The 26,345-nt window shown below is 63.3% G+C and carries 22 protein-coding genes and 2 rRNA genes; 16 read left to right on the plus strand and 8 right to left on the minus strand.

The features are described from left to right. Nucleotides 1–161 precede the first annotated feature (161 nt). From FAS41_RS24110 to FAS41_RS24155, 10 genes are all read left to right on the plus strand, one after another. Nucleotides 162–3,053, plus strand: a 23S ribosomal RNA gene (locus FAS41_RS24110). A gap of 134 nt (nucleotides 3,054–3,187) precedes the next feature. After that, nucleotides 3,188–3,303 (plus strand): 5S ribosomal RNA (rrf, locus tag FAS41_RS24115). Between the two features lie 77 nt (nucleotides 3,304–3,380). Beyond that, nucleotides 3,381–3,614, plus strand: a complete 234-nt coding sequence (locus FAS41_RS24120; RefSeq protein ID WP_138525910.1) for a hypothetical protein — start codon at nucleotides 3,381–3,383, stop codon at nucleotides 3,612–3,614. A 243-nt stretch (nucleotides 3,615–3,857) separates the two neighbouring features. Further along, nucleotides 3,858–4,829, plus strand: coding sequence for a phosphate ABC transporter substrate-binding protein PstS (locus FAS41_RS24125; RefSeq protein ID WP_054910037.1), 972 nt, complete (start codon nucleotides 3,858–3,860; stop codon nucleotides 4,827–4,829). Between the two features lie 395 nt (nucleotides 4,830–5,224). Next, entirely contained in the window at nucleotides 5,225–7,258 is a 2,034-nt protein-coding gene (locus FAS41_RS24130) for an ABC transporter permease subunit (protein ID WP_138525964.1), read from the plus strand. Between the two features lie 25 nt (nucleotides 7,259–7,283). Further along, on the plus strand, nucleotides 7,284–8,960 hold the full coding sequence (gene pstA / locus FAS41_RS24135) for a phosphate ABC transporter permease PstA (protein WP_138525911.1): 1,677 nt from the start codon (nucleotides 7,284–7,286) through the stop codon (nucleotides 8,958–8,960). A gap of 52 nt (nucleotides 8,961–9,012) precedes the next feature. After that, a complete protein-coding gene (pstB, locus tag FAS41_RS24140; protein WP_138525912.1) occupies nucleotides 9,013–9,849 on the plus strand; it encodes a phosphate ABC transporter ATP-binding protein PstB in 837 nt (278 codons plus the stop codon). An 85-nt stretch (nucleotides 9,850–9,934) separates the two neighbouring features. Next, the gene (gene phoU / locus FAS41_RS24145; RefSeq protein ID WP_138525913.1) at nucleotides 9,935–10,678 is read left to right on the plus strand and encodes a phosphate signaling complex protein PhoU; all 744 of its coding nucleotides are present in this window, start codon (nucleotides 9,935–9,937) and stop codon (nucleotides 10,676–10,678) included. Nucleotides 10,679–10,811: 133 nt separating this feature from the next. After that, the gene (locus FAS41_RS24150) at nucleotides 10,812–11,711 is read left to right on the plus strand and encodes a response regulator (protein ID WP_138525914.1); all 900 of its coding nucleotides are present in this window, start codon (nucleotides 10,812–10,814) and stop codon (nucleotides 11,709–11,711) included. Nucleotides 11,712–11,834: 123 nt separating this feature from the next. Beyond that, on the plus strand, nucleotides 11,835–12,734 hold the full coding sequence (locus tag FAS41_RS24155) for a peptidoglycan DD-metalloendopeptidase family protein (RefSeq protein WP_138525915.1): 900 nt from the start codon (nucleotides 11,835–11,837) through the stop codon (nucleotides 12,732–12,734). 154 nt (nucleotides 12,735–12,888) lie between these two features. On the opposite strand, the gene FAS41_RS24160 is transcribed toward FAS41_RS24155, so the two are convergent. The 3 genes from FAS41_RS24160 to phoB all read right to left on the minus strand — a co-directional run bounded on the left by FAS41_RS24160 (nucleotide 12,889) and on the right by phoB (nucleotide 16,355). Beyond that, complete coding sequence (locus FAS41_RS24160) at nucleotides 12,889–14,229, minus strand: hemolysin family protein (protein WP_138525916.1); 1,341 nt, start codon at nucleotides 14,227–14,229, stop codon at nucleotides 12,889–12,891. Between the two features lie 92 nt (nucleotides 14,230–14,321). Next, the gene (phoR, locus tag FAS41_RS24165) at nucleotides 14,322–15,626 is read right to left on the minus strand and encodes a phosphate regulon sensor histidine kinase PhoR (protein ID WP_138525917.1); all 1,305 of its coding nucleotides are present in this window, start codon (nucleotides 15,624–15,626) and stop codon (nucleotides 14,322–14,324) included. Between the two features lie 39 nt (nucleotides 15,627–15,665). Beyond that, the gene (gene phoB, locus FAS41_RS24170; protein ID WP_024762043.1) at nucleotides 15,666–16,355 is read right to left on the minus strand and encodes a phosphate regulon transcriptional regulator PhoB; all 690 of its coding nucleotides are present in this window, start codon (nucleotides 16,353–16,355) and stop codon (nucleotides 15,666–15,668) included. Nucleotides 16,356–16,668: 313 nt separating this feature from the next. Here phoB and FAS41_RS24175 point away from each other — a divergent pair, with 313 nt between their 5' ends. Further along, on the plus strand, nucleotides 16,669–17,034 hold the full coding sequence (locus tag FAS41_RS24175) for a COG4315 family predicted lipoprotein (protein ID WP_138525918.1): 366 nt from the start codon (nucleotides 16,669–16,671) through the stop codon (nucleotides 17,032–17,034). Between the two features lie 108 nt (nucleotides 17,035–17,142). On the opposite strand, the gene ubiA is transcribed toward FAS41_RS24175, so the two are convergent. Both ubiA and FAS41_RS24185 read right to left on the minus strand, forming a co-directional pair. Further along, nucleotides 17,143–18,033: a 4-hydroxybenzoate octaprenyltransferase gene (ubiA, locus tag FAS41_RS24180; protein WP_138525919.1), complete on the minus strand. Its 891-nt coding sequence runs from the start codon at nucleotides 18,031–18,033 to the stop codon at nucleotides 17,143–17,145. Nucleotides 18,034–18,060: 27 nt separating this feature from the next. Continuing rightward, nucleotides 18,061–18,600 carry a chorismate lyase gene (locus FAS41_RS24185; RefSeq protein ID WP_138525965.1) on the minus strand — a complete coding sequence of 180 codons (540 nt, stop codon included), beginning with the start codon at nucleotides 18,598–18,600 and terminating at the stop codon, nucleotides 18,061–18,063. Nucleotides 18,601–18,834: 234 nt separating this feature from the next. Between FAS41_RS24185 and FAS41_RS24190 the strand changes: the two genes are divergently transcribed. The 5 genes from FAS41_RS24190 to FAS41_RS24215 all read left to right on the plus strand — a co-directional run bounded on the left by FAS41_RS24190 (nucleotide 18,835) and on the right by FAS41_RS24215 (nucleotide 21,619). After that, nucleotides 18,835–19,002, plus strand: a complete 168-nt coding sequence (locus tag FAS41_RS24190) for a rubredoxin (RefSeq protein WP_015479573.1) — start codon at nucleotides 18,835–18,837, stop codon at nucleotides 19,000–19,002. A gap of 198 nt (nucleotides 19,003–19,200) precedes the next feature. After that, on the plus strand, nucleotides 19,201–19,368 hold the full coding sequence (locus FAS41_RS24195; RefSeq protein ID WP_138525920.1) for a rubredoxin: 168 nt from the start codon (nucleotides 19,201–19,203) through the stop codon (nucleotides 19,366–19,368). 89 nt (nucleotides 19,369–19,457) lie between these two features. Beyond that, nucleotides 19,458–20,612, plus strand: a complete 1,155-nt coding sequence (locus tag FAS41_RS24200) for an NAD(P)/FAD-dependent oxidoreductase (RefSeq protein ID WP_138525921.1) — start codon at nucleotides 19,458–19,460, stop codon at nucleotides 20,610–20,612. A gap of 197 nt (nucleotides 20,613–20,809) precedes the next feature. Beyond that, on the plus strand, nucleotides 20,810–21,082 hold the full coding sequence (locus tag FAS41_RS24210; protein WP_017520695.1) for an HU family DNA-binding protein: 273 nt from the start codon (nucleotides 20,810–20,812) through the stop codon (nucleotides 21,080–21,082). Nucleotides 21,083–21,217: 135 nt separating this feature from the next. Further along, nucleotides 21,218–21,619, plus strand: coding sequence for a helicase (locus FAS41_RS24215; RefSeq protein ID WP_138525922.1), 402 nt, complete (start codon nucleotides 21,218–21,220; stop codon nucleotides 21,617–21,619). Between the two features lie 172 nt (nucleotides 21,620–21,791). Here the strand turns inward: FAS41_RS24215 and FAS41_RS24220 are convergent, their stop codons facing one another. The 3 genes from FAS41_RS24220 to FAS41_RS24230 form a co-directional block, all read right to left on the minus strand. Beyond that, nucleotides 21,792–23,198, minus strand: a complete 1,407-nt coding sequence (locus tag FAS41_RS24220) for an aminoacyl-tRNA deacylase and HDOD domain-containing protein (RefSeq protein ID WP_138525923.1) — start codon at nucleotides 23,196–23,198, stop codon at nucleotides 21,792–21,794. A gap of 91 nt (nucleotides 23,199–23,289) precedes the next feature. Beyond that, nucleotides 23,290–25,365: an ATP-dependent DNA helicase RecG gene (gene recG / locus FAS41_RS24225; protein ID WP_138525924.1), complete on the minus strand. Its 2,076-nt coding sequence runs from the start codon at nucleotides 25,363–25,365 to the stop codon at nucleotides 23,290–23,292. Continuing rightward, nucleotides 25,362–26,294: a hydrogen peroxide-inducible genes activator gene (locus tag FAS41_RS24230; protein WP_138525925.1), complete on the minus strand. Its 933-nt coding sequence runs from the start codon at nucleotides 26,292–26,294 to the stop codon at nucleotides 25,362–25,364. Before FAS41_RS24230 ends, recG begins: the two co-directional genes overlap by 4 nt. Nucleotides 26,295–26,345 lie beyond the last annotated feature (51 nt).

The raw sequence follows: 26,345 nt of genomic DNA on the forward strand, positions 1-26,345 counted from the left end.
AACTGTTCTTTAAAAATTTGGGTATGTGATAGAAGTAGACTGAATAATCTCTTTCACTGGTGATTATTCAAGTCAAGGTAAAATTTGCGAGTTCAAGCGCGAATTTTCGGCGAATGTCGTCTTCACGTTCGAGACAATAACCAGATTGCTTGGGGTTATATGGTCAAGTGAAGAAGCGCATACGGTGGATGCCTTGGCAGTCAGAGGCGATGAAAGACGTGGTAGCCTGCGATAAGCTTCGGGGAGTCGGCAAACAGACTTTGATCCGGAGATCTCTGAATGGGGAAACCCACCCGGGATAACCTGGGTATCTTGCACTGAATACATAGGTGTAAGAGGCGAACCAGGGGAACTGAAACATCTAAGTACCCTGAGGAAAAGAAATCAACCGAGATTCCCTTAGTAGTGGCGAGCGAACGGGGATTAGCCCTTAAGCTTCTTTGAATCTAACAGAACGCTCTGGAAAGTGCGGCCATAGTGGGTGATAGCCCCGTATGTGAAAGGTTCTTTGAAGTGAAATCGAGTAGGACGGAGCACGAGAAACTTTGTCTGAATATGGGGGGACCATCCTCCAAGGCTAAATACTACTGACTGACCGATAGTGAACCAGTACCGTGAGGGAAAGGCGAAAAGAACCCCGGAGAGGGGAGTGAAATAGAACCTGAAACCGTATGCGTACAAGCAGTGGGAGCCTACTTTGTTAGGTGACTGCGTACCTTTTGTATAATGGGTCAGCGACTTATATTCAGTGGCGAGCTTAACCGTATAGGGAAGGCGTAGCGAAAGCGAGTCTTAATAGGGCGTTTTAGTCGCTGGGTATAGACCCGAAACCGGGCGATCTATCCATGAGCAGGTTGAAGGTTAGGTAACACTGACTGGAGGACCGAACCCACTCCCGTTGAAAAGGTAGGGGATGACTTGTGGATCGGAGTGAAAGGCTAATCAAGCTCGGAGATAGCTGGTTCTCCTCGAAAGCTATTTAGGTAGCGCCTCACGTATCACTCCAGGGGGTAGAGCACTGTTTCGGCTAGGGGGTCATCCCGACTTACCAAACCGATGCAAACTCCGAATACCTGGAAGTGTCAGCGTGGGAGACACACGGCGGGTGCTAACGTCCGTCGTGAAAAGGGAAACAACCCAGACCGTCAGCTAAGGTCCCAAAGTTATGGTTAAGTGGTAAACGATGTGGGAAGGCTTAGACAGCTAGGAGGTTGGCTTAGAAGCAGCCACCCTTTAAAGAAAGCGTAATAGCTCACTAGTCGAGTCGGCCTGCGCGGAAGATGTAACGGGGCTCAAACCATACACCGAAGCTACGGGTGCATCGCAAGATGCGCGGTAGAGGAGCGTTCTGTAAGCCTGTGAAGGTGAGTTGAGAAGCTTGCTGGAGGTATCAGAAGTGCGAATGCTGACATGAGTAACGACAATGGGAGTGAAAAACTCCCACGCCGAAAGACCAAGGGTTCCTGCGCAACGTTAATCGACGCAGGGTTAGTCGGTCCCTAAGGCGAGGCTGAAGAGCGTAGTCGATGGGAAACAGGTTAATATTCCTGTACTTCTAGTTACTGCGATGGAGGGACGGAGAAGGCTAGGCCAGCTTGGCGTTGGTTGTCCAAGTTTAAGGTGGTAGGCAGAGATCTTAGGTAAATCCGGGGTCTTAATGCCGAGAGCTGATGACGAGTCATCTTTTAGATGATGAAGTGGTTGATGCCATGCTTCCAGGAAAAGCTTCTAAGCTTCAGGTAACTAGGAACCGTACCCCAAACCGACACAGGTGGTTGGGTAGAGAATACCAAGGCGCTTGAGAGAACTCGGGTGAAGGAACTAGGCAAAATGGCACCGTAACTTCGGGAGAAGGTGCGCCGGCGAGGGTGAAGTATTTACTACGTAAGCCCATGCCGGTCGAAGATACCAGGCCGCTGCGACTGTTTATTAAAAACACAGCACTCTGCAAACACGAAAGTGGACGTATAGGGTGTGACGCCTGCCCGGTGCCGGAAGGTTAATTGATGGGGTTAGCGAAAGCGAAGCTCTTGATCGAAGCCCCGGTAAACGGCGGCCGTAACTATAACGGTCCTAAGGTAGCGAAATTCCTTGTCGGGTAAGTTCCGACCTGCACGAATGGCGTAACGATGGCGGCGCTGTCTCCACCCGAGACTCAGTGAAATTGAAATCGCTGTGAAGATGCAGTGTATCCGCGGCTAGACGGAAAGACCCCGTGAACCTTTACTGTAGCTTTGCACTGGACTTTGAGCCTGCTTGTGTAGGATAGGTGGGAGGCTTTGAAGCGTGGACGCCAGTCTGCGTGGAGCCATCCTTGAAATACCACCCTGGCATGCTTGAGGTTCTAACTCTGGTCCGTTATCCGGATCGAGGACAGTGTATGGTGGGCAGTTTGACTGGGGCGGTCTCCTCCTAAAGAGTAACGGAGGAGTACGAAGGTGCGCTCAGACCGGTCGGAAATCGGTCGTAGAGTATAAAGGCAAAAGCGCGCTTGACTGCGAGACAGACACGTCGAGCAGGTACGAAAGTAGGTCTTAGTGATCCGGTGGTTCTGTATGGAAGGGCCATCGCTCAACGGATAAAAGGTACTCCGGGGATAACAGGCTGATACCGCCCAAGAGTTCATATCGACGGCGGTGTTTGGCACCTCGATGTCGGCTCATCACATCCTGGGGCTGAAGCCGGTCCCAAGGGTATGGCTGTTCGCCATTTAAAGTGGTACGCGAGCTGGGTTTAGAACGTCGTGAGACAGTTCGGTCCCTATCTGCCGTGGACGTTTGAGATTTGAGAGGGGCTGCTCCTAGTACGAGAGGACCGGAGTGGACGAACCTCTGGTGTTCCGGTTGTCACGCCAGTGGCATTGCCGGGTAGCTATGTTCGGAATAGATAACCGCTGAAAGCATCTAAGCGGGAAACTAGCCTCAAGATGAGATCTCACTGGGAACTTGATTCCCCTAAAGGGCCGTCGAAGACTACGACGTTGATAGGTCGGGTGTGTAAGCGCTGTGAGGCGTTGAGCTAACCGATACTAATTGCCCGTGAGGCTTGACCATATAACACCCAAACAATTTGCGTGTTGTACGGTGAAGACGTAACGAACCGAAAGTTCGTGTGAACCGCAAATACCTGTCACATACCCGAATCTGGATGAGCGTGTGCACCTGCCACGAGCGTCCATAAAGAATTGCTTGACGACCATAGAGCGTTGGAACCACCTGATCCCATCCCGAACTCAGTAGTGAAACGACGCATCGCCGATGGTAGTGTGGAGTTTCTCCATGTGAGAGTAGGTCATCGTCAAGCTCCTATCCCAAGACCCCTGGTCAGCTTCGCTGGCCGGGGGTTTTGCTTTTATGGCGCAAAAAAGGACGCCGCTCGACATGGAAACGTTGATCTCTACCTTCATCCTGCTAGGCGTCCTGAGCCTCAGCGTCGGTCAGTTGCTTGCTTTTTGCCTGCTTGTTAAACGAGCCGGGCCAGCTGCGCTTCTCGCCTTGATCATCCCGGGTTTCGGCTTCTTTCTCGGGCGCCGGCACGGCATCTACAAATGGCTCCTGCTGCCGTACCTGGTGTGCATGGGTTGCTTCCTCGTCGCCATGATCATGGCTGGATGAGGCTCGCTATGAGCCTGTAAACGTTCGCTGGCTGAGCTGAGAGCGGCGCTAATAGCCTCTCTAGAACAGCCTTTTCAGCGTTTCTTGCCCTCTCCTGCCGGGGCGGCGTTCCTGTTACAAAACGCCTGCTGTCTTACTGATGGCATTTCATCCAGCTGTCACATTTGCGTCATAGAGTCTTCATGCGGCCTGACGATACTGGCCCCCGTTCCATCCAACCCCATTCTCCTTAAGGAGCAAGGCATGAAACTCAAGCGTTTGATGGCGGCCCTGACTTTTGTCGCCGCAGGCGTAGGCACCGCCAGTGCGGTAGCCGCGATCGATCCGGCTCTGCCGGACTACCAGAAAGCCAGCGGTGTGTCGGGTAACCTGTCGAGCGTCGGTTCCGACACTCTGGCCAACCTGATGACCATGTGGGCGGAAGAGTATAAACGCCTGTACCCGAACGTGAACGTGCAGATCCAGGCCGCCGGTTCCTCCACCGCGCCGCCGGCTCTGACCGAAGGTACCGCTAACCTCGGCCCGATGAGCCGCAAGATGAAGGACGTCGAGCTGCAGGCTTTCGAACAGAAGTACGGCTACAAGCCGACTGCTGTTCCAGTTGCCGTCGACGCCCTGGCGATCTTCGTGCACAAGGACAACCCCATCAAAGGCCTGACCATGCAACAGGTCGATGCCATCTTCTCCTCCACCCGCCTGTGCGGTGGCAAGTCGGAAGTGAAGACCTGGGGTGATCTGGGCCTGACCGGCGACTGGGCCAACAAGCCCGTCCAGCTGTTCGGTCGTAACTCCGTGTCCGGCACCTACGGCTACTTCAAGGAAGAAGCCCTGTGCAAAGGCGACTACAAACCGAACGTGAACGAGCAGCCGGGTTCGGCTTCCGTGGTGCAGTCGGTGAGCCAATCGCTGAACGGCGTTGGCTACTCCGGTATCGGTTACAAGACCGCTAGCGTGAAGACCGTTGCCCTGGCCAAGAAAGAAGGCGGCGAGTTCATCGAAGACAACGAAGCTAACGCCCTGAACGGTAGCTACCCGCTGTCCCGCTTCCTGTACGTCTACGTCAACAAGGCGCCGAACAAGCCGCTGAACCCGCTGGAAGCACAGTTCCTGAAAATGGTGCTGTCCAAGACTGGCCAGCAGGTAGTCGTCAAAGACGGCTACATCCCGCTGCCGTCCAAAGTCGCCGAAAAAGCGATCAAGGACCTGGGTCTGTAATCAGCCCTCCAACCGGACGGAGATCCCCGTCCGGCATGGGCTGACGCATACTCGACCGAGCCCGCCAGCATGGCTCTGCTGGCGGGCTTTGTCGCGTCACTTCCATGTCATCTTTCTGTCATATAGGGCCGCTAGGGTGTCACTCCATGAACGACATGGCCAACTCCCCGATGACTTCTTCTCTCCCCGAGCGGATCGATTTCAATACGCCTGCCCTGCAGCGCAAGCGCCGTATCCGGGCGCTCAAGGATCGACTGACACGTTGGTACGTCCTGGTCGGCGGGCTCGCCGTACTGGCCGCCATTACCCTGATTTTCTTCTACCTCGCTTACGTCGTGCTGCCGCTGTTCCGCGGTGCCGAACTGGAGACGCGTGACCCCCTGGCTCCGGCCTGGCTGAAGACGGCCCAGGCGCCGCTGCTGCTGAGCATCGAAGAGCAGAACATGGTGGGCATGCGCGTTGCCGCCAACGGCGAGGTGGTGTTTTTCGACGCCAAGAAAGGCGACGAGATGGACCGCGTTGCGCTGAAGCTGCCCGCCGGTACCAGCGTCACCTCCATCGCCGAGGACCAGCCGGGTCATCCTACCGTTGCGCTGGGCCTGTCCAACGGTCAGGTGCTGGTGTTCAAGCACAACTACAAGGTCACCTATCCGGACAACAAGAAGACCATCACCCCGCACATCGACTATCCCTACGGCGAAGCCCCGATGAACCTGGATCCCCAGGGCCGTCCGCTGGAGCACGTGGCGATCGTCTCGGGTGATGACAGTCTGTTGCTGGCCGCTTCTACCGGCAGCGAAATGCTGCTGCTCGGCCTGACCCAGCAGGAAAACATGCTGACCGGTGAGAGCACCCTGCAGGAAGAGCGCATCAACCTGCCGCAGATCGCCGATCCGGTGAAGGCCATCTACATGGACCCGCGCAAGCAGTGGCTCTATGTGCTCAATGGCCGCGCCCAGGCCGACGTGTTCGACCTGAACAGCCACCAGCTCAATGGCCGCTACAAGCTGCTGGACGACGCCTCTGCCGAAGTGACCGCCAGCAGCCAACTGCTGGGTGGCATCTCGCTGATGGTCGGCGACTCCAAGGGCGGCATCAGCCAGTGGTTCATGGCACGTGGCGAAGATGGTGAGCCGCGCCTGTCCCATGTGCGTGATTTCAAACTGGGTGACCAGCCGATCTCCAGCATTGCACCGGAGCAGCGCCGCAAGGGCTTCCTGGCCCTCGACAAGCAAGGCAACCTGGGTATCTTCCACAGCACCGCGCACCGCACGCTGCTGGTGGAGAACGTCGCTCCGTCCGCCGGTCCGATGGCCCTGTCGCCGCGCGCCAACCGCCTGATCGTCGAGCAGGGTGGCGAACTGCGCCGCTTCAGCCTGAGCAACCCGCATCCGGAAGTCTCCTTCAGTGCTCTGTGGGGCAAGGTCTGGTACGAGAGCTACGACAAGCCGTCCTACGTCTGGCAGTCCACCGCCGCGACCACTGACTTCGAGCCCAAGCTGAGCCTGTCGCCGCTGACCTTCGGTACGCTGAAGGCGGCGTTCTACGCGATGATCCTCGCCGCTCCGCTGGCCATCGCCGCCGCCGTCTATACCGCCTACTTCATGGCTCCGGGCATGCGCCGCAAGGTGAAGCCGGTGATCGAGTTGATGGAAGCGTTGCCGACGGTGATCCTCGGCTTCTTCGCCGGCCTGTTCCTGGCGCCGTATGTCGAAGGCCACCTGCCGGGTATCTTCAGCCTGTTGCTGCTCACGCCACTGGGCATCCTCGCTGCTGGCCTGATCTGGAGCCGCCTGCCGGAGCGCATCCGCCTGAGCCTCCCGGCCGGCTGGGAAGCGGCGATCCTGATCCCCGTCGTCCTCGCCACCGGCGCCTTCGCCCTGTGGATGAGCCCGCACCTGGAGACCCTGTTCTTCGGCGGTGACATGCGCCTGTGGATCAGCCACGACCTGGGCATCACCTACGACCAGCGCAACGCCCTGGTGGTCGGTCTGGCCATGGGCTTCGCGGTGATCCCGAACATCTTCTCCATCGCCGAAGACGCCATCTTCAGCGTGCCGCGCAGCCTGACCTACGGCTCCCTGGCCCTGGGTGCGACGCCCTGGCAGACGCTGACACGCGTGGTGATCCTGACCGCCAGCCCGGGCATCTTCTCCGCGCTGATGATCGGCATGGGCCGCGCCGTGGGCGAGACCATGATCGTGCTGATGGCCACCGGCAACACCCCGGTCATGGACGTGAACATCTTCCAGGGCATGCGAACGCTGGCGGCGAACGTCGCGGTGGAAATGCCGGAGTCGGAGGTGGGCGGGACTCACTACCGTGTGCTGTTCCTTTCGGCACTGGTGCTGCTGTCCTTCACCTTCGTGATGAACACCCTGGCAGAGCTGATCCGTCAGCGCCTGCGCAAGAAATACGCGTCGCTCTAAGCGACGCCCGACGAGGCTACGTTCCGTGAAACAGAAACAGGAATCCGTCAAAGCGTGGTTTGCCAGCGGTTCTCCCTGGGTGTGGATGAACGCGGGTGCAGTGTCCATCGCCGTGATCATGACCATCGGCCTGCTCGCCGTGATTGCCGTGCGCGGTCTCGGCCACTTCTGGCCGGCGGACGTGATCGAGGCGACCTACACCGTCCCCGGTGAAGCCCCCAAGACCCTGATCGGCGAAGAAGTGCAGATCGAGCAGGTACCGCGCGAACGTCTGCGCGGCGCCGGCTTGCCGGTGCCGGACAACGGTCCCGAGTTCATGACTCGCGAACTGCTCAAGCTGGGCAACCGCGACCTCTACGGCAGCGACTTCTCCTGGGTGATTGGCGAGTGGCTGAACGACCGTCGCCACCCGGCTGACCTGGTGACCCTGGAACGCCGCGAGTGGGGCAACTTCTATGGCTACCTGCTGAGCGTGAAGGAAAACGGCAAGGTGGTCGCCGAAGGTCCGGGCGCCATGGCCGAGTTGCAGACTCGTCTGAAGCGCGTCGATGACCTCTACGCCCAGCTGTACCGGCTGGAGAAGAGGGACATCGGCGGCATCAACCACGGCCTGGAGCGGCTGCGCCTGAAGGAACGTGGCCTGCAGCTGAACAACAAGCTGGATGCCACCGCCGAGGCTGACATCGCCGCCGGCCGCGCCGAGCTGAATGCCCAGTACAAGGTGCTGGAAGAACAGCTCAACGGCCTGCACCAGGAGTTCAACCGCGACAGCATCGTCATGCGCGACGCCACCGGCCAGCAGACCGAAATCAGCGTCGGCAAGCTGGTGCATGCCTACCAGCCGAACCAGATGGGCGTGGCCACCAAGCTGAGCTTCTACTTCAAGAAACTGTGGGAATTCCTCAGCGACGACCCGCGTGAGGCCAACACCGAAGGCGGCATCTTCCCGGCCATCTTCGGCACCGTGATGATGACCCTGGTGATGGCCGTGATCGTCACCCCGTTCGGTGTGATCGCTGCTGTCTACCTGCGCGAGTACGCTCGCCAGGGCCTGCTGACCCGCATCATCCGCATCGCGGTGAACAACCTCGCGGGCGTTCCGGCGATCGTCTACGGCGTGTTCGGCCTGGGCTTCTTCGTCTACGTGCTGGGCGGCTCGCTCGACCGGATGTTCTTCCCCGAAGCCCTGCCGGCGCCGACCTTCGGCACGCCGGGGCTGTTCTGGGCCTCGCTGACCCTGGCCATCCTCGCAGTGCCAGTGGTAATCGTTGCCACCGAGGAAGGCCTGGCGCGTATCCCGCGGGCCACCCGCGAAGGCTCCCTCGCCCTGGGCGCAACCAAGGCCGAGACCCTGTGGAAAGTGGTCCTGCCGATGGCCAGCCCGGCAATGATGACCGGCCTGATCCTCGCCGTCGCCCGTGCTGCCGGTGAAGTGGCGCCGCTGATGCTGGTGGGCGTGGTGAAGCTGGCTCCGGCGCTGCCGGTCGACGGTAACTACCCGTACGTGCACCTGGACCAGAAGATCATGCACCTGGGCTTCCACATCTACGACGTCGGCTTCCAGAGCCCGAACGTCGAGGCAGCGCGTCCGCTGGTGTACGCCACCGCGCTGCTGCTGGTGATGGTGATCGCTCTGCTGAACTTCTCGGCCATCGCGATTCGTAACCGCCTGCGCGAAAAGTACAAGGCGCTGGAAAACTGATTCTGCCGGCGGCGGGCCGTGCTCGCCGCCAAGCCTCCCAAGGAGACTGAACATGCAACATGAAACCGCATCCCACGGCATCGACATCGGCGCGCTCGGCCGCGGCGACCGTCAGGGCATGAACCTGGAAAGCGAGACCGTCGCCCTCGAAGTGCCCGGCCTGAGCCTGTTCTATGGCGAGAAGCAGGCACTGTTCGACGTCAGCATGAACATTCCCAAGCAGCGCGTGACCGCCTTCATCGGCCCGTCCGGCTGCGGCAAGTCGACCCTGCTGCGTTGCTTCAACCGCATGAACGACCTGGTCGACGGTTGCAACGTGAAGGGCGAGATCCTCCTGGACGGCCACAACATCTTCGCCAAGAACGTCGACGTCGCCGAACTGCGCCGCCGCGTCGGCATGGTGTTCCAGAAGCCCAACCCGTTCCCCAAGAGCATCTACGAGAACGTGGTGTACGGCCTGCGCATCCAGGGCATCAACAAGAAGCGCGTGCTCGATGAGGCCGTCGAGTGGGCCCTCAAGGGCGCCGCGTTGTGGGACGAGGTGAAGGACCGCCTGCACGAATCCGCACTCGGCCTCTCCGGTGGCCAGCAGCAGCGTCTGGTCATTGCCCGCACCATCGCCGTGGAGCCGGAAGTCCTGCTGCTCGACGAACCCTGCTCGGCACTGGACCCGATCTCCACCCTGAAGATCGAAGAGCTGATCTACGAGCTGAAATCCAAGTTCACCATCGTCATCGTGACCCACAACATGCAGCAGGCCGCGCGCGTCTCCGACTACACGGCGTTCATGTACATGGGCAAGCTGATCGAGTTCGGCGATACCGATACCCTGTTCACCAACCCGGCCAAGAAGCAGACCGAAGACTACATCACCGGTCGTTACGGCTAGTTTCGCGGACTTGCGTGCGCGGTAGAACTTCCCGGAGAACATCACAAGCCAGCGGCCCGGAGCCTGCGGCTTTCGCGGAGCGAACATGATCAACAAAGAAAGCCTCACCCACCACATCTCGCAGCAGTTCAACGCCGAGCTGGAAGATGTGCGCAGCCATCTGCTGGCCATGGGCGGCCTGGTGGAGAAGCAGGTCAACGACGCGGTCAACGCGCTGATCGACGCCGACTCGGGCCTGGCCCAGCAGGTGCGCGAGATCGACGACCAGATCAACCAGATGGAGCGCAACATCGACGAGGAATGCCTGCGCATCCTCGCCCGCCGTCAGCCGGCCGCCTCCGACCTGCGCCTGATCATCAGCATCTCCAAGTCGGTGATCGACCTGGAACGCATTGGTGACGAGGCGTCGAAGATTGCCCGCCGTGCCATCCAGCTGTGCGAGGAAGGCGAGTCGCCGCGCGGCTACGTCGAGGTGCGTCACATCGGCAACCAGGTGCGCAAGATGGTGCAGGAGGCGCTGGACGCCTTCGCCCGCTTCGACGCGGACCTCGCACTGTCGGTGGCGCAGTACGACAAGACCGTCGACCGTGAATACAAGACCGCCCTGCGTGAGCTGGTCACCTACATGATGGAAGACCCGCGGGCCATCTCCCGCGTGCTCAACGTCATTTGGGCCCTGCGTTCGCTGGAGCGTATCGGTGACCACGCACGCAACATCGCCGAGCTGGTGATCTACCTGGTGCGTGGCACCGATGTCCGCCACATCGGCCTGACCCGCATGAAGGAAGAAGTGCAGGGCAAGGCTGACAAGGCTGACAAGGCCGAATAAGCCAGACGCCCGTACCAGAACGAACCCGGCCAGCGCGCCGGGTTCGTCATTTTATGGCCGAGCGGTCCCTCACCAATGGCATGTAGCCACCCGGCAAGGCTATTCTTCTCCCTATCGTTTTCGGGAGATGCCGATGGGCAAGGTCAGTGTGCTGGTCGTGGATGACGCTCCGTTCATCCGTGACCTGGTGAAGAAGGGGCTGCGGGACCATTTCCCCGGTCTGCAGATCGAAGAAGCGGTCAACGGCCGCAAGGCGCAGCAGTTCCTCGCGCGCCAGGCCGTGGACCTGATCCTCTGCGACTGGGAAATGCCCGAGCTGTCGGGCATTGAGCTGCTCACCTGGTGCCGCGAGCAGGACAGCCTGAAGACCACGCCCTTCATCATGGTCACCAGCCGCGGCGACAAGGACAACGTGGTGCAGGCCATCCAGGCCGGCGTCTCCGACTTCATCGGCAAGCCGTTCTCCAACGACCAGCTGGTGAGCAAGGTGAAGAAGGCGCTGTCGCGCGCCGGCAAGCTGGAAGCCCTCGCCGCCCAGGCGCCGCAGCGCAGCCTGGTCGGCTCCATGCCCAATGACTCCCTCGCTGCGCTCACCGGCGGCAAGGCCGAGGTAGTGCGCCCGGCGGCAGCTCCCGCGGCAACGCGCCCCGCTCCGGCAGCGGCCGCCGCCGCTCTTGCCGCGCCGGCCACCCGCAGTGGCGCCAAGGGCCAGCAAGGCCAGCTGCGCCTGCCTTCGGCGAGCCTGCCCTGCGTGATCAAGGCGCTCAGCCTCAAGGAAGCGCTGCTGGTGGTGAAGCGCGGCACGCCATTGCCGCAGGTGCTGGAAAGCGCCGTGCTCGACCTGGAAGAAGACAGCGACGTTGCCCGTCTCAACGGCTACCTGCATGCCGTGGCCGCGCTGGAGCCCAAGCCGGACAGCGAATGGCTGCAACTGACCTTCCGCTTCGTCGACCGTGACCCGCAGAAACTCGACTACCTGTCCCGCCTGATCGCCCGCGGCAGCTCGCAGAAGCACTACGTGCCCGGCGCCTGATCCGGTTACAAATCCTCCCGCCGGCAATTGGGACTGTTTCACAGGCCGACCGGCGGCAGGTCGCGACGCAGGGGCGACGCTGCTAGTCTTGCCAACGTCGCCATACCTATAACCAGAGTCGACATGCTAGGGCGCAGTATCCTCCTGTGCGGCCTTTTGGCTGCATCCGGGACGGCTTCGGCCGTGACCATCTACAAGTACACCGACGCCAACGGCGTGGTCACCTACACGGACAAAGCCGTGGCGGGTGCGGCTGTCTTCGTTTTCCGCGATCGCATGGTCGAGCACCTGGAGGAACAGGTGAAGCTGGAGACGAAGAAGCACGCTGGCGGTGAGACCCTGCAGGTGCGCAACGACCTGTATGCGCCGGTGGAAGTCGAGTTGAGCGTGACCGGCGCGCAGAACGCCGTGGGTGCGCCGGAGCGGCCGATTCGCTGGGTGCTGCCGCCGCGCAGCGCGATTCGCCTGGCGACCCTGACGCCGCTCGATCCCGCCAAGCCGCTGCGCTACAAGCCCAAGCTGCGTTATGCGCTGGGCGATCCGCGGCCTACGCCGCTGTCCTACCAGTACGCACTGCCCTGGACGGGTGGCCCGTTCCGCCTGACCCAGGGTGCCAATGGCCGCTACAGCCACTTCACGCCCAAGGGCCGCTACGCCATGGACATCGCCATGCCGGTGGGCACGCCCATCGTCGCGGCACGTGGCGGTACTGTGGTGAAGGTCGAGAACGGCCAGGATGGGCGCGGCAAGAACCCCTCCGGCAACTTCGTGCGGATACTGCATGACGACGGCACCATGGGCGTGTACCTGCACCTGATGCGCGGCTCGGTGCTGGTGCGCGAGGGCCAGCGCGTCGGCACCGGGACGCCGCTGGCGCAGTCGGGCAATACCGGCAACAGCAGCGGGCCGCACCTGCACTTCGTGGTGCAGCGCAACGTCGGATTGGCGCTGGAGTCGATTCCCTACGACTTTTCCCAGCCGGTGGATTCGCTGCCGAATTTCGCGGTAGTCAGGGAGCACTGAGCGTAGCGCGGCGTCCGTGTGGGAGCGGGCTTGCTCGCGAACCCGCCCAGCTGCGGCGCATCAGCGAGCGCTGTTCGCGAGCAAGCTCGCTCCTACGAAGAGCCAAAGAAAAAGGCTGCCCGAAGGCAGCCTTTTGCATTCAGGGGCAACAAGCTCAGTCGAGCTTGACCACCTTGGCGAGGACGATCTTCGGGCCCTTCATCTTTTTCACGATGATGCGCAGGCCCTCGGTATCCAGCACTTCCTCTTCTTCCGGCACACGCTTGAGGGTGTCGTAGACCAGGCCGGCGAGGGTGTCCGCCTCGACGTGGTCCAGGTCCAGCCCCAGCAGGCGTTCCAGCTTGAACAGCGGAGTGTCGCCGCGCACCAGCAGCTTGCCGGGCTGGTAGGCGACGATGCCGCGCTCAGCCTTGCGGTGCTCGTCCTGGATGTCGCCGACCAGCACTTCCAGTACGTCTTCCATGGTCAGGTAGCCGACGACCTTGTGGTCGGCTTCCTCCACCAACGCAAAGTGCGAGCCACCCTGGCGGAACTGCTCCAGCAGGCGGGCCAGCGGCAGGTGCTTGGTGACCATTTCCAGCGGATGGGTCAGCTCGTCGAGGTCAAAGGACTCCGGCAGGCTGTCCAGTGTGGCCAGGGCCAGCAGCAGGTCCTTGATGTGCAGCAGGCCGATGAACTCGCCCTTCTCGCTGTCGTACACCGGGTAGCGGCTGTACTTGTGACGGCGGATGGTGGCGAGGATGTCGTCCAGTGGCGCGGTGCGCTCGAGGTAGACCAGGTCTTCGCGGGAGTTGGCCCAGTCGGCGACTTCCAGCTCGCCCAGCTCCACCGCCGAGGCGAGCACGCGCATGCCCTGGTCGCTGGGGTCGTGGGCGCGGCTGGAGTGCAGGATCAGCTTGAGCTCGTCACGGCTGTAGTGGTGCTCGTGGTGCGGCCCCGGCTCGCCCTGTCCGGCGATCTTGAGGATGGTGTTGGCGCTGGCGTTGAGCAGCCAGATCGCCGGGTACATCGCCCAGTAGAACAGGTACAGCGGCACCGCCGTCCACAGCGACAGCAGCTCTGGCTTGCGGATCGCCCAGGACTTGGGCGCCAGCTCGCCGACCACGATGTGCAGGTAGGAGATGATGAAGAACGCGGTGAAGAACGACACGCCGCGGATGACTTCCTCGGAGTGCACGCCGACCGCGGCCAGCAGCGGCTCGAGCAGTTCGGCAAAGGCCGGCTCGCCGACCCAACCCAGGCCCAGGGAGGCCAGGGTAATGCCCAGCTGGCAGGCGGAAAGGTACGCGTCGAGCTGGTTGTGCACCTTGCGCAGGATGGTGCCGCGCCAGCCGTGCTGGTTGGCGATGGTCTCCACACGGGTGGAGCGCAGCTTGACCATGGCGAACTCGGCGGCCACGAAGAATCCGTTGAGCACGACGAGGAACAGGGCGAACAGGATCAGGCCGAAATCGGCGAAATAGGTGAGGAAGTTGCTACTGGGGGAAGGGTCCATGGTTCTGTTGGTTTGAGAATGGACGGACAAGAATGCGGTTCAGCGGGCCCGGCTGGCAAGCCCGACTATGGCCGCGTGTGGGTCGAGCGTGGTTATGCGCGGCTCTCGACCTGCTGCGGTGGGAAGTGGCAGGTGAAGCTGCTGCCCTTGCCCGGCACGCTGCTGATGTCCAGGGTGCCGCGGTGGCGCAGCAGCACGTGCTTGACGATGGCCAGGCCCAGGCCGGTGCCGCCGGTGCTGGCGTTACGGCTGGAGTCCACGCGGTAGAAACGCTCGGTCAGGCGGGGCAGGTGCTTGGGATCGATGCCGATGCCGCTGTCCTGCACAGCCAGGTGTGCGCCTTGCTCATCCGCCCACCAACGAATGCGGATCTCGCCTTCGTCGGGGGTGTACTTCACGGCGTTGAACACCAGGTTGGAGAAGGCGCTGCGCAGCTCGGCCTCGCTGCCCTTGAGCTTCACCTTCGAGTCTGCCTCCAGGCTGATGCGGTGGCTGCGCGCGCCGGACAGCGCCTGGGCGTCGTTGCGGATCGACAGCAGCATCAGGTCCACCGCCACCGGCTTGTTGTCCGCCGGGTAATCGGTGGCTTCCAGCTTGGCCAGCAGGAGCAGGTCGTTGAGCAGGTTCTGCATGCGTCCGGCCTGCTGCTGCATCTGCTGCAGTGCGCGGGTCCAGCGCGGGTTCACGTCCTCGACGTTGTCCAGCAGCGTCTCCAGGTAACCGGCGATCACCGTCAGCGGCGTACGCAGCTCGTGGGAGACGTTGGCGACGAAGTCCTTGCGCATCTGCTCCAGCTGATGGACGCGGGTCACGTCGCGCACCAGCATCAGGTGCTCGCCGGCGCCGTAGAGGGTGATGTGGAATTGCAGGCGCAGGTTGTCGCTGATCGGCGAGGGAAGCTCCAGCGGCTCGCGGTAGTCCTCGCCCTCGAAGTATTCCTTGAAGCGTGGATGGCGCACCAGGTTGGTCACCGGCTGGCCGCCGTCCTGTGGGCTCTTGAGGCCCAGCAGGCGTTCGGCGGACTGGTTCCACCACTCCAGGTTGCCATCGCGGTCGAGCAGGATCATGCCGTCGCGCAGCGCCGCAGTGGATTCCTGCATGCGGTCGATCACCGCCTGCAGACGCCCGCGGGCGCGCTGGTTGCGCCGCTGCAGGTGGTAGATGCTGTCGAACACCTCGCCCCACAGGCCGTAGCCATCGGGCGGGGCCTCATCGGGCTGGTGGTTCTTCAGCCATTTGTGCAGACGCAGCAGCTGCCAGGTCGACCAGCCGAGGTAGGCGGCCAGCGCCACGGCGATCGCCCAGCCGTACTGGCCGGTGATCAGGCCAAGCAGTGCGCCGGCGGCGACGACTAGCAGCAGGTGGCGTATCAGCACGCCACTCCAGTTCTGGGTCACGAAATTCCGTTCCTTGTACCCGTCGAGCCAGAGACCCGATCAGCTTTTGGTCGAGAAACGATACCCGGTGCCGCGCACGGTCTGAACCAGATTTTCGTAGACCTCGCCCAGGGCCTTGCGCAGACGGCGGATGTGCACGTCGACGGTGCGCTCCTCGACATAGACGTTGCCGCCCCAGACCTGGTCCAGCAGCTGGCCGCGAGTGTAGGCGCGCTCCTGGTGGGTCATGAAGAACTGCAGCAGACGGTATTCGGTCGGGCCCATCTCGGCCGGCTTGCCGTCGATGGTCACGCGGTGGCTGATCGGGTCCAGCAGCAGGCCGCCGACTTCGATCGGCGTCTCGCTGTCGCCAGCGCCGGTGCGGCGCAGCACGGCCTTCAGGCGGGCGACCAGTTCGCGCGGGGAGAAGGGCTTGGTGATGTAGTCATCCGCGCCGACTTCCAGGCCCTGGATCTTGTTGTCCTCTTCGCCCTTGGCGGTGAGCATGATGATCGGGATGGCCGAGGTCAGCTCGTCGCGCTTGAGGCGGCGGGCCAACTCGATGCCGGAGGTGCCCGGGAGCATCCAGTCGAGCAGGATCAGGTCCGGCTTGCGATCGACGATCACCGCGTGAGCCGTCTGGGCGCTATCGGCCTCCAGGCATTCGTAGCCGGCCATCTCCAGGGCCACGGCGATCATTTCCCGGATCGGAGCTTCGTCATCGACGATGAGGATTGTCTTGCCAACCATGCTGAGGCCTCAGAAATTCTGTAATGCGCCGCATTAGATAACGGAAATATTTCATGAATGTGACACCGCGATGGTAGCTGAGCCTCGTGCCAGAGCGCTCGTCTATGCTCATTGGGTCGCCACGCGTTTACTGCGCGGCACAAGCGGAACCCACCGGCCCGGTCGGCGGTGTGCCCGGCAGAGAGCCTGCCGGAGTCTTGCGATGACGGTTGTGAGTGCGTTGTCGACGTCGCCCTGGCCGGCCCTGCCTGCAGTCCCGCCCGCCTCTGCGCCGCTGCTCGCGCCGTTTCCACCTCACCAGAGGAGAAGCGTTATGAAACTGCTATTCCCGGCCCTGGCACTGGGCCTGATGTTCCCGGCCATGTCCGCCCTGGCTGCCGGCCCTGGCATGGAAAAGAACGGCATGCTGGTCGACGCCAAGGGCATGACGCTCTACACCTTCGACAAGGACAGTGGCGGCAAGTCGATGTGCAACGGTGGTTGTGCGCAGAACTGGCCGCCCCTGATGGCTGCTGCGGATGACAGCGCCATGGGGGACTGGACGCTGATCAAGCGTGATGACGGCAGCGCCCAGTGGGCCTACAAGGGCAAGCCGCTGTACACCTTCGTCCAGGACAAGAAGGCCGGCGATATGGCCGGTGAAGGCAAGATGGGCGTCTGGCACATGGCCAAGCCGTAAAGCTATTCGTAGGAGCGAGGGGGACGCCCTGTTCTTGCTCGCGAACCTGGCCTGGCACCTTGGGTATCAAGCGGGTTCGCGAGCAAGCACGCTCCTGCGGGGTTTGCATCAGCGCAGCGCGAAGTCCAGCACGGTGCCGAGGAAGATCGCCAGCCCGGCCCAGTGATTGTGCAGGAAGGCCTTGAAGCATTTCATCGGCTCGCGGTCACGGGTCGAATGGAACTGCCAGGCGAAGCAGCCCGCCGCCACGGCCAGGCCCAGGTAGTAGGTCAGGTGCATGCCCAGCTTGTTGCCGGCGAGGATCAGCAGCAGGAGCATCAGGCCCTGTAGCGTCAGGTTGATCGCGCGGTCGGCGTCGCCGAAGAGGATCGCCGTGGACTTCATGCCCATCTTCAGGTCGTCCTCGCGGTCGGTCATCGCGTAGTAGGTGTCGTAGGCGACCGTCCACAGCACATTGGCGAAGAACAGCAGCCAGGCTACCGCTGGCAGAGTGCCGTTGGCCGCCGTGAAGGCCATCGGGATGCCCCAGGAGAACGCCGCGCCCAGCACCACCTGCGGGTAGTAGGTGTAGCGTTTCATGAAGGGGTAAAGCGCCGCCACCGCCGCGCCGCCGAAGGACAGCCAGATGGTCTGCTCGTTGGTGCACAGCACCAGCAGGAAGCTCAGGCCCAGCAGCGTGAAGAAGGCAATCCAGGCCTCGCGCACGGTGATCCTGCCGGTTGCCAGCGGGCGTGCCTTGGTGCGTTCGACGTGGCCGTCGAGCTTGCGGTCGGCGAAGTCGTTGATCACGCAGCCCGCCATGCGCATCAGCACGGTGCCGAGGACGAAGATCACCAGGTTCTTCACGCTTGGCACGCCGCCGCTGGCCATCCACAGCGCCCAGAGTGTCGGCCAGAGCAACAGGTAGATGCCGATCGGCTTGTCCATGCGCGTCAGCTGGATGAAGTCCCAGGCGCGGGGATGCAGGCGGGCGAGGGGTTTGATCAGGGCGACGAACATGGCGGCCTCCGGAAAACGATCCGGGAATTATACGGGCTGTTGTTCCACGCGGTGCCACAGCGATGGCAGGAAAACCTCGGCAACCAGCACGCCCAGGCCGTCGCGGCTGAAGCAGGAGCGACGGCCCCAGAGGCGTTCGGCGCGGACTTCGGCCGGCAGGCTGGCAGCCGGGTAGCGACAGACCTCGATGGGGCCGCGCTGGAAGGCGCGGTCGCTGAACAGCAACTCACCCAGAGAGCGCGTGCCGAGCAGGCGCAGGTCGAAGCCGGAACCTTCCAGTGCCGAGCGCGCTGCTACGCTGCGGGCGAACACCCAGGGCGTGCCGTGGCCTTTGAGGTACACCTCGCGCACCCAGCCCTGGCTGCCGTCCGGCACGCCCAGCGCGGCGCACTCGTCGGTGCGCAGGCGGTGCCAGCCCTCGGCCAGCGGTTGCACGGCAAATGCGCCATCGGACAGCGCCGTCAGCCGGCGCGTCAGCGAGCCTTCGTCGAACAACCAGTCCACGACCTGGGTGGCGGGGGCAGGGTGCAACTGGGCGGCGGTGAGCCAGCGGGGCGGGTGGATCAGGGCGGCTTCGGGCACGGCTTCGACTGCGGGTGGCCAGGGACGCGGCAGCTTAACATGGCACCTTTGCGCGGCCGATTGCGTTGTCCGCAAGAGTGCCTTACGCAAAACCCCACCAAAGGTTTGGCCGGTCGCCGGCATTTTTCCGGGGGCTTGCGCGCGGGCGGTATCGCCAGTACAAAGCCGGACATTGGATGCACTGACGTCCAAGCGACAAGAACATGAGGGTGATAGCTGATGAAGAAGTGGCAATGCGTGGTTTGTGGCCTGATCTATGACGAGACCAAGGGTTGGCCGGAAGAGGGCATCGCCGCCGGTACCCGCTGGGAAGACGTGCCGGAAGACTGGTTGTGCCCGGATTGCGGCGTCGGCAAGCTGGATTTCGAGATGATCGAGATCGGCTGATCCCGCCAGGATGGATTCCCGCGACGGCGGCCTTCGGGCCGCCGTCTGCGTTTGCGGGGCCGGCAGGCCGCGGTCAGGCGCGGTAGACTGCTTGAGTCCGGGTTGGCTTTGCTGACGCTGCCCGGCGGCAGGGGCGCCGTTGGCCGGCGCCAGTAAAGTGGGTTAGGTTCACTTCGCAATCGCAGGAGGGCTTGGCTGATGCGCAAATGGCAATGCGTGGTCTGTGGCTTCATCTACGACGAAGCACTGGGACTGCCCGACGAGGGCATCGCCCCTGGCACGCGCTGGGAAGACATCCCGCCGGACTGGGTCTGCCCGGATTGTGGCGTCGGCAAGATCGACTTCGAGATGATCGAAATCTCCTGAGCCCGCCCCAGCACGACGAATTCATGCGGCGGCCCGGTGGCCGCCGTGCTGTCTTCAGACAATGAACATTTTCAGAAGTGGAGAGCGCAATGAGCGAAAACGCACCGTTGGTCATCATCGGCACGGGCCTGGCCGGCTACAACCTGGCCCGCGAGTGGCGCAAGCTGGACAGCGAGACGCCGCTGCTGCTGATCACCGCCGACGACGGTCGCTCCTACTCCAAGCCGATGCTCTCCACCGGATTCTCCAAGGACAAGGATGCCGACGGCCTGGCCATGGCCGAAGCGGGCGCCATGGCCGACCAGCTCAAGGCGCGCATCCTCACCCACACCCGTGTCACCGGCATCGACCCGGGCCATCGGCGCATCTGGATCGGCGAGGAAGAGATCCACTACCGCGACCTCGTGCTGGCCTGGGGTGCAGAAACCATTCGCGTACCGGTCGAGGGTGATGCCCAGGACCTGATCTTCCCGATCAACGACCTGGAAGACTACGCACGCTTCCGCAGCGCCGCCGCTGGCAAGCGTCGGGTGCTGCTGCTGGGTGCCGGCCTGATCGGCTGCGAGTTCGCCAACGACCTCTCCAGCGGCGGCTTCCAGATCGACGTAGTGGCGCCCTGCGAGCAGGTCATGCCCGGCCTGCTCCATCCGGCAGCCGCCCTGGCGGTGCAGCAGGGGTTGGAAGGCCTCGGCGTGCGCTTCCACCTCGGTCCGGTGCTGAACCGCCTGGTTCGCGCCGGCAATGCCCTGGAAGCGCACCTCTCCGATGGTCAGGTGATCGCCTGCGACCTGGTCGTCTCCGCCGTCGGCCTGCGCCCGCGCATCGACCTGGCCGCTGCCGCCGGCCTGGATATCAACCGCGGCGTGATGGTCAACCGCGAACTGCGTTCCTCCCATGCCAATATCTACGCCCTGGGTGATTGCGCCGAGGTCGACGGTCTCAACCTGCTCTACGTGATGCCACTGATGTCCTGCGCCCGCGCGCTGGCGCAGACCCTGGCCGGCAAGCCGACGCCGGTGGCCTACGGTGCCATGCCGGTGACCGTGAAGACGCCGGTTTGCCCGCTGGTGGTGTCGCCGCCGCCGCGTGGCAGCGAGGGCGAATGGCAGGTGGAAGGCTCTGGCCCGGACCTCAAGGTGCTGTGCCGGGATACCGCCGGTCGATTGCTCGGATACGCCCTGACGGGGGCCGCTGTGAGTGAAAAACTCTCCCTGAACAAGGAGTTGCCAGCGCTGCTGGCGTGACAGGCGTCGCCTATGGCGGATTTGCCGTGGGAAAGAGCCCGCAAATTGTCAGACGATACTGGCGTACCAGCTTTCGGCGTGCCATTCTCCCCCCGTCTGCCGCAGCCTAGAGCCTGTACGGCAAGCCTGCGGTGCCTTGGGGCGCTGTTGGGAAGACAGCACGGACACAACAACAACAAACCGTCAAAGAGGCATTTATGCGTAAACCAGAACTCGCCGCCGCGATCGCCGAGAAGGCCGACCTCACCAAAGAACAAGCCAACAAGGTGCTGAATGCGCTGCTGGATGAAATCACTGGCGCGCTCAACCGCAAGGACAGCGTTACCCTTGTCGGTTTCGGTACCTTCGTTCAGCGCCACCGTGGCGCCCGTACCGGCAAGAACCCGCAAACCGGCCAGCCGGTCAAGATCAAAGCCAGCAACACCGTTGCCTTCAAACCAGGCAAGGCGCTGAAAGACGCCGTCAACTGATCGCGTCTGACCCGGAGCCAGAGCGGCTCCGGGTTGCTTCCTCCGGTTACATAATCCCTCCAAAAGACCAGATGTAGTCTGTTTTCAAACTGGCTACAATGCGCAGACTATTGTCTCGAACGTCGAGGTTTGTGCATGAAATTCCGTCTACTCCTGTGGATGCTCGGTCGCCTGATGGCCAAGGCCAGCCGCGAAAACCCCGCGTTCCAGAAGCAGCTCGAAGGCAAGGACCTGGTGTTCCAGCTCCACACGCTCGACGGCAAGGTCGCCCGCCACTACATCGTCAAGGATCTCAAGGTCAGCGCCCGTCGCGGCACCCATCCGCAGCCGGCCTTCGCGCTGGGCTTCAAGGGCGGCGCCTACGGCTTCGCTACCATGACCTCGAAGAATCCGCAGCTGGCCTTCATGCAGGGTATCCAGAACAAGGACATCCAGATCCAGGGCAACCCCGGCCTGGTGATCTGGTTCCAGGGTCTGGTGAAGTACCTCAAGCCGAAGAAGAAGGCCGCGCCGGCCAGCGACAAGAAAGCCGCCTGAGTTTCCTGCGCGCTCGAAAAAGGCCCCCGACGGGCCTTTTTCATTTCTGCCGGAAGAAATGCGTTGGAAGGGCACTCGTAGGATGGGTGGAGCGAAGCGATACCCATGCTGTCGGTGCATTCGGATTGATGGGTATCGCTCCACGCCATCCTGCGGCGAGGTCAGGCCCGCTTCAGTGCGCGGGATTGAACTGGCTGGCCAGCTCGCGCAGCACCGCTTCGGCGTCGAGTACCTTGCGCACGGCGTCTTCGGCCTTCTCGCGCGGGATATCCAGGCGATCCAGCAGGTCCTGCGGAATGTCGGTCTCGGGGCCGCTGCCGATGCCGTGGTTGCGCAGCAGGCGGGTCGCCAGGCAGACCAGGTTGGCGTAGGCCGAGCAGTCGCCGGCATAGGTCGGGTCGTGCTGGAAGCGCAGCGCGGTGTAGATCTCTTCCGGCATGTCCCAGGTGCGCATCAGCCAGGCGCCGATCTGCTCGCGGGTAATGCCCAGCAGGTGCTGCTCGACGAGGTTGTGCTCGACGTGCGGATTCACCTCCAGGTGCCGGCAGATCAGCGAGAAGTGCGGCGGGAAGATGTGTGCCAGGACCAGGTAGCCGATGCTGTGCAGCAGGCCGCCCAGGTAGGTCAGGCCGGCTTCCGGACGCTCGGCGCGTGGCACGGCGCGGGTCAGCCCCTCGATCACTGCGGCGGTGTAGATTGCCTGGTGCCAGTAGGGCGTGGCGTGCTGCGGCTGGTCCTTGGGCAGGCTCAGGGTCTTGCCCAGGGCCAGGCCGAGGGCCAGGTTGATCACCAGGTCGAAGCCCAGTACGCGGACGATGGCGTCCTCCACCGAGCGGATCTTGCCGGGCGCGGCGTAGTAGGGCGACGCCGCCCAGCTCACTACCTGCGCGGCCAGTGCCGGGTCGGTCTCCACCACGCCGGTGATGTCGTCCACCGTGGCGTTGGGATCGACGCGCAGCTTGATGATCTTCTGTGCGGTTTCCGGCAGCGGTGGAATCTCGATGGTTTCCTCGAGGCGCTGCTGGATGCGGCGGGCGGTGAACGCCTGCACGGCCTGGGTGATTTCCTTGCGGTCGTCGTCCGGGCGGTCGAGGTTCGGCCGGATCGATTCCAGCGCCACGCCGAAGCGTGCCGCGCTGGCTTTCTCCAGCAGGCTGCGGAAGGACGCGGTGGGAATCTCCAGTAGCGTACCTGCGGTGCCGGACTCGATCAGCAGCTGGGGTTCCTGCAGCAGGCGCTCGTCATACAGGCAGGGCGAGCTGGTCAGCGGTGGCAGCGCCGGCAGGCGGCCGAGCTGGTGCTTGCCGAGCATGCGCTCCAGGCGGTCGGGCTTGACCGCCACCAGCTTGCGCCCGGTGAGTTCGGCCAGGCGGTTCAGGTCCAGCAGCTGGCTTTGCGGGAACAGCACCAGCAGGGTGCCGACGGCATCTTCCAGCAGGCTGGCCTGCACCCGGCGCGCGGCCGGAAGCGTCGTGACGTCGCAGACTTCGCGAGACGGTATGCCCAGCTTGGCGAGCAGCTGCAGGATGACCTCGGGGGCCTGCGAGGAGTCGGATGGGGCGCGTGCGGCGTCGCTCATGAATGTGATCCGGTTATCAACGGCTGGGTCGGAGTATAACCACGCAGTCAGCGTGACCGAGCAGTCAACTGACCGATGAAAGTGAAATAGATCACACTTGCCCGTATTGCTGCCCGTGTCGCAGCCAGCGCGCCAGCAACGGGCTGACCGATTGCGGCCAGTGTGCCAGCAGGGCCTGGGCCGCATCACGTACTGCCGGCAGCAGGTCGGCGTCGCGCATCAGGTCGGCCACCTTGAATTGCAGCAGGCCAGTCTGGCGGGTGCCGAGCATTTCGCCGGGACCACGCAGTTCCAGGTCCTTTTCGGCGATGACGAAGCCGTCGCAGGTCTCGCGCATGATTCCCAGGCGCTCACGGCCGATCTGCGACAGCGGCGGGTGGTAGAGCAGCACGCAGTGGCTCGCCGCACTGCCCCGGCCGACGCGGCCACGTAGCTGGTGCAATTGGGCCAGGCCAAGGCGCTCGGGGTTCTCGATGATCATCAGGCTGGAGTTGGGCACGTCCACGCCGACCTCGATCACCGTGGTAGCCACCAGCAGCTGCAGCAGGCCTTCCTTGAAGGCTTCCATGACCACGGCCTTGTCCGCCGGCTTCATACGTCCGTGAATCAGCCCCACGCGCAGTTCGCCCAGCGCCGAGGAGAGTTCCTCGTAGGTGGTTTCGGCGGCCTGGCAGGTCAGTTCTTCGGATTCCTCGATCAGCGTGCACACCCAGTACGCCTGTCGCCCTTCGGCGCAGGCCGCACGAACACGCTCGATCACTTCGATGCGGCGGCTGTCGGCCACCAGCACGGTGTTCACCGGGGTACGGCCGGGCGGCAGCTCGTCGAGGATCGAGGTGTCCAGGTCGGCGTAGGCGCTCATCGCCAGGGTCCGCGGGATGGGCGTGGCGGTCATGATCAGCTGGTGCGGGCAGAGCCGGCCGTCGACACCTTTCTGGCGCAGGGCGAGGCGCTGCTGCACGCCGAAGCGGTGCTGCTCGTCGATGATCACCAGAGCCAGGCGCTTGAACTTCACTTCGTCCTGGAACAGCGCGTGGGTGCCGACGATCATCGGCGCGCCGCCGGCAATCTGCTCCAGTGCGCTGGCGCGGGCCTTGCCCTTGAGCTTGCCGGCCAGCCAGGCGACTTCGATGCCCAGCGGCTGCAGCCATTTGGTGAAGTTGAGGAAGTGCTGCTCGGCAAGGATCTCGGTGGGCGCCATCAGCGCCACCTGGTAGCCGGCTTCCAGTGCCTGAAGGGCGGCGAGGGCGGCGACCACGGTCTTGCCGGCGCCGACATCGCCTTGTACCAGGCGCAGCATGGGTTCGGGCTGGGCGAGGTCGTAGGCGATCTCCGCGCCCACGCGCTGCTGCGCGCCGGTGGGCTTGAAGCCGAGATTTTTCAGGTACAGCGCCGGTAGGCGCTTGGCCGGTGGCAGTTGCGGCGCGGCCTGGGAACGCACGCTCTCGCGCAGGCGCTGCAACGACAGCTGGTGGGTCAGCAGCTCCTCGAAGGCGAGGCGGTGCTGGGCCCAGTGGCGGCCTTCGGCGAGCTCTTCCAGGTCAGCGTCCGGCGGTGGCCGGTGCAGGTAGCGGATGGCTTCGTCCAGCGGGCCCAGTCGGTAGTCGCGGGCCAGCTCCGCTGGCAGCCAGTCCGGCAGGCTCGACGGGCCCAGGCGCGCCAGGGTCTGCTCGCTGAGCTGGCGCAGGCGCTGCTGGGTGAGGCCCTCGGTGGTCGGGTAGATCGGCGTGAGCGTCTGCTCCACCGGCGCCGCGGCGGCATCGGTGAGCGAGCGGTATTCGGGGTGGTAGATCTCCAGGCCGGAAGCGCCGGGACGCGCCTCACCGTAGCAACGCAGGTGCGTGCCGCGCTTGAGATTCTCTTTCTGCGCCTGGCTGAAGTGGTAGAAGCGCAGGCTCAATACGCCGGTGCCGTCCTGCAGGCGCACCAGCAAACTGCGGCGCTTGCCCATCACCACGTCAGCGCCGGAGACCACGCCTTCGACCACCGCATCCTGTCCCGGACGAAGCGCGCCGATGGGGGTGATGCGGGTGCGGTCCTGGTAGCGCAGCGGCAGGTGGAAGAGGATGTCCTGGAGGTTTTCCAGGCCGACCTTCGCCAGCTTCTCTTCCAGCGCGGCGCCCACGCCCTTGAGCGCGGTGACCGGGACGTTCGACAGATCGGTCATGCCGGCTCGGCTTCACCCTTGACGGTCGGTTTGGCGACCGAGCACAGGCGGATCGAGTCGGCCAGCACCTCGATGGCGCGCGGCCGCGGGAAGCTGGCGCGCCAGGCGATGGCGACGGTGCGGAAGGGGACCGGCGCGCTGAACGGGCGCACTTCCAGCACGCCCGGTGCGTAGTGGTGGCTGTCCACGGCGGAGAAGGGCAGCACGGATACGCCAAGGCCGGAGGCGACCATGTGGCGAATGGTTTCCAGCGAGCTGGATTCCACGGTGGTGTGTTTGTTTTCGCTGCCCTTGTGGGTTGTCGGGCAGGCTTCCAGGACCTGGTCGCGGAAGCAGTGGCCCTCGCCCAGCAGGAGCAGGCTCTTGTCGTTGAGCAGCTCCGGGTCGATGGTTTTCTTCGCGGTCCACGGGTGGTCCGCTGGCATCAGCACGTAGAAGGGCTCATCGAACAGCTGCAGGGTCAACACGTCGGCTTCCTGGAACGGCAGGGCGATGATGATCGCGTCCAGCTCGCCGGTGCGCAGCTTGTCGCGCAGGATGTGGGTGAAGTTTTCCTCGATGTACAGCGGCATCTGCGGGGCGACCCGGTGCAGCTGCGGGATCAGGTGCGGGAACAGGTACGGGCCGATGGTGTAGATCGCACCGACCTTGAGCGGCGAGGTCAGCTGGTTCTTGCCGGCCTGGGCCAGCTCACGGATGCCCTGGGCCTGCTCGAGCACCTTCTGCGCCTGCGCCACGATGCCTTCGCCGACCGGGGTCAGGCGCACCGCACTCTTGCTGCGCTCGAAGATCAGTACGCCGAGCTCGTCTTCCAGCTTCTTCACGCCCACCGACAGGGTCGGCTGGCTGACGTGGCAGCGCTCCGCGGCGCGGCCGAAGTGTTGCTCCTGGGCAAGCGTGACGATGTAGCGCAGTTCGGTAAGGGTCATGGCGACTAAGTCCGTTGAGGTGGCCCAAGCATAGCGGCTGCACCGCCGCGA

This window comes from Pseudomonas nicosulfuronedens (assembly GCF_005877905.1).
Taxonomy (GTDB): domain Bacteria; phylum Pseudomonadota; class Gammaproteobacteria; order Pseudomonadales; family Pseudomonadaceae; genus Pseudomonas; species Pseudomonas nicosulfuronedens.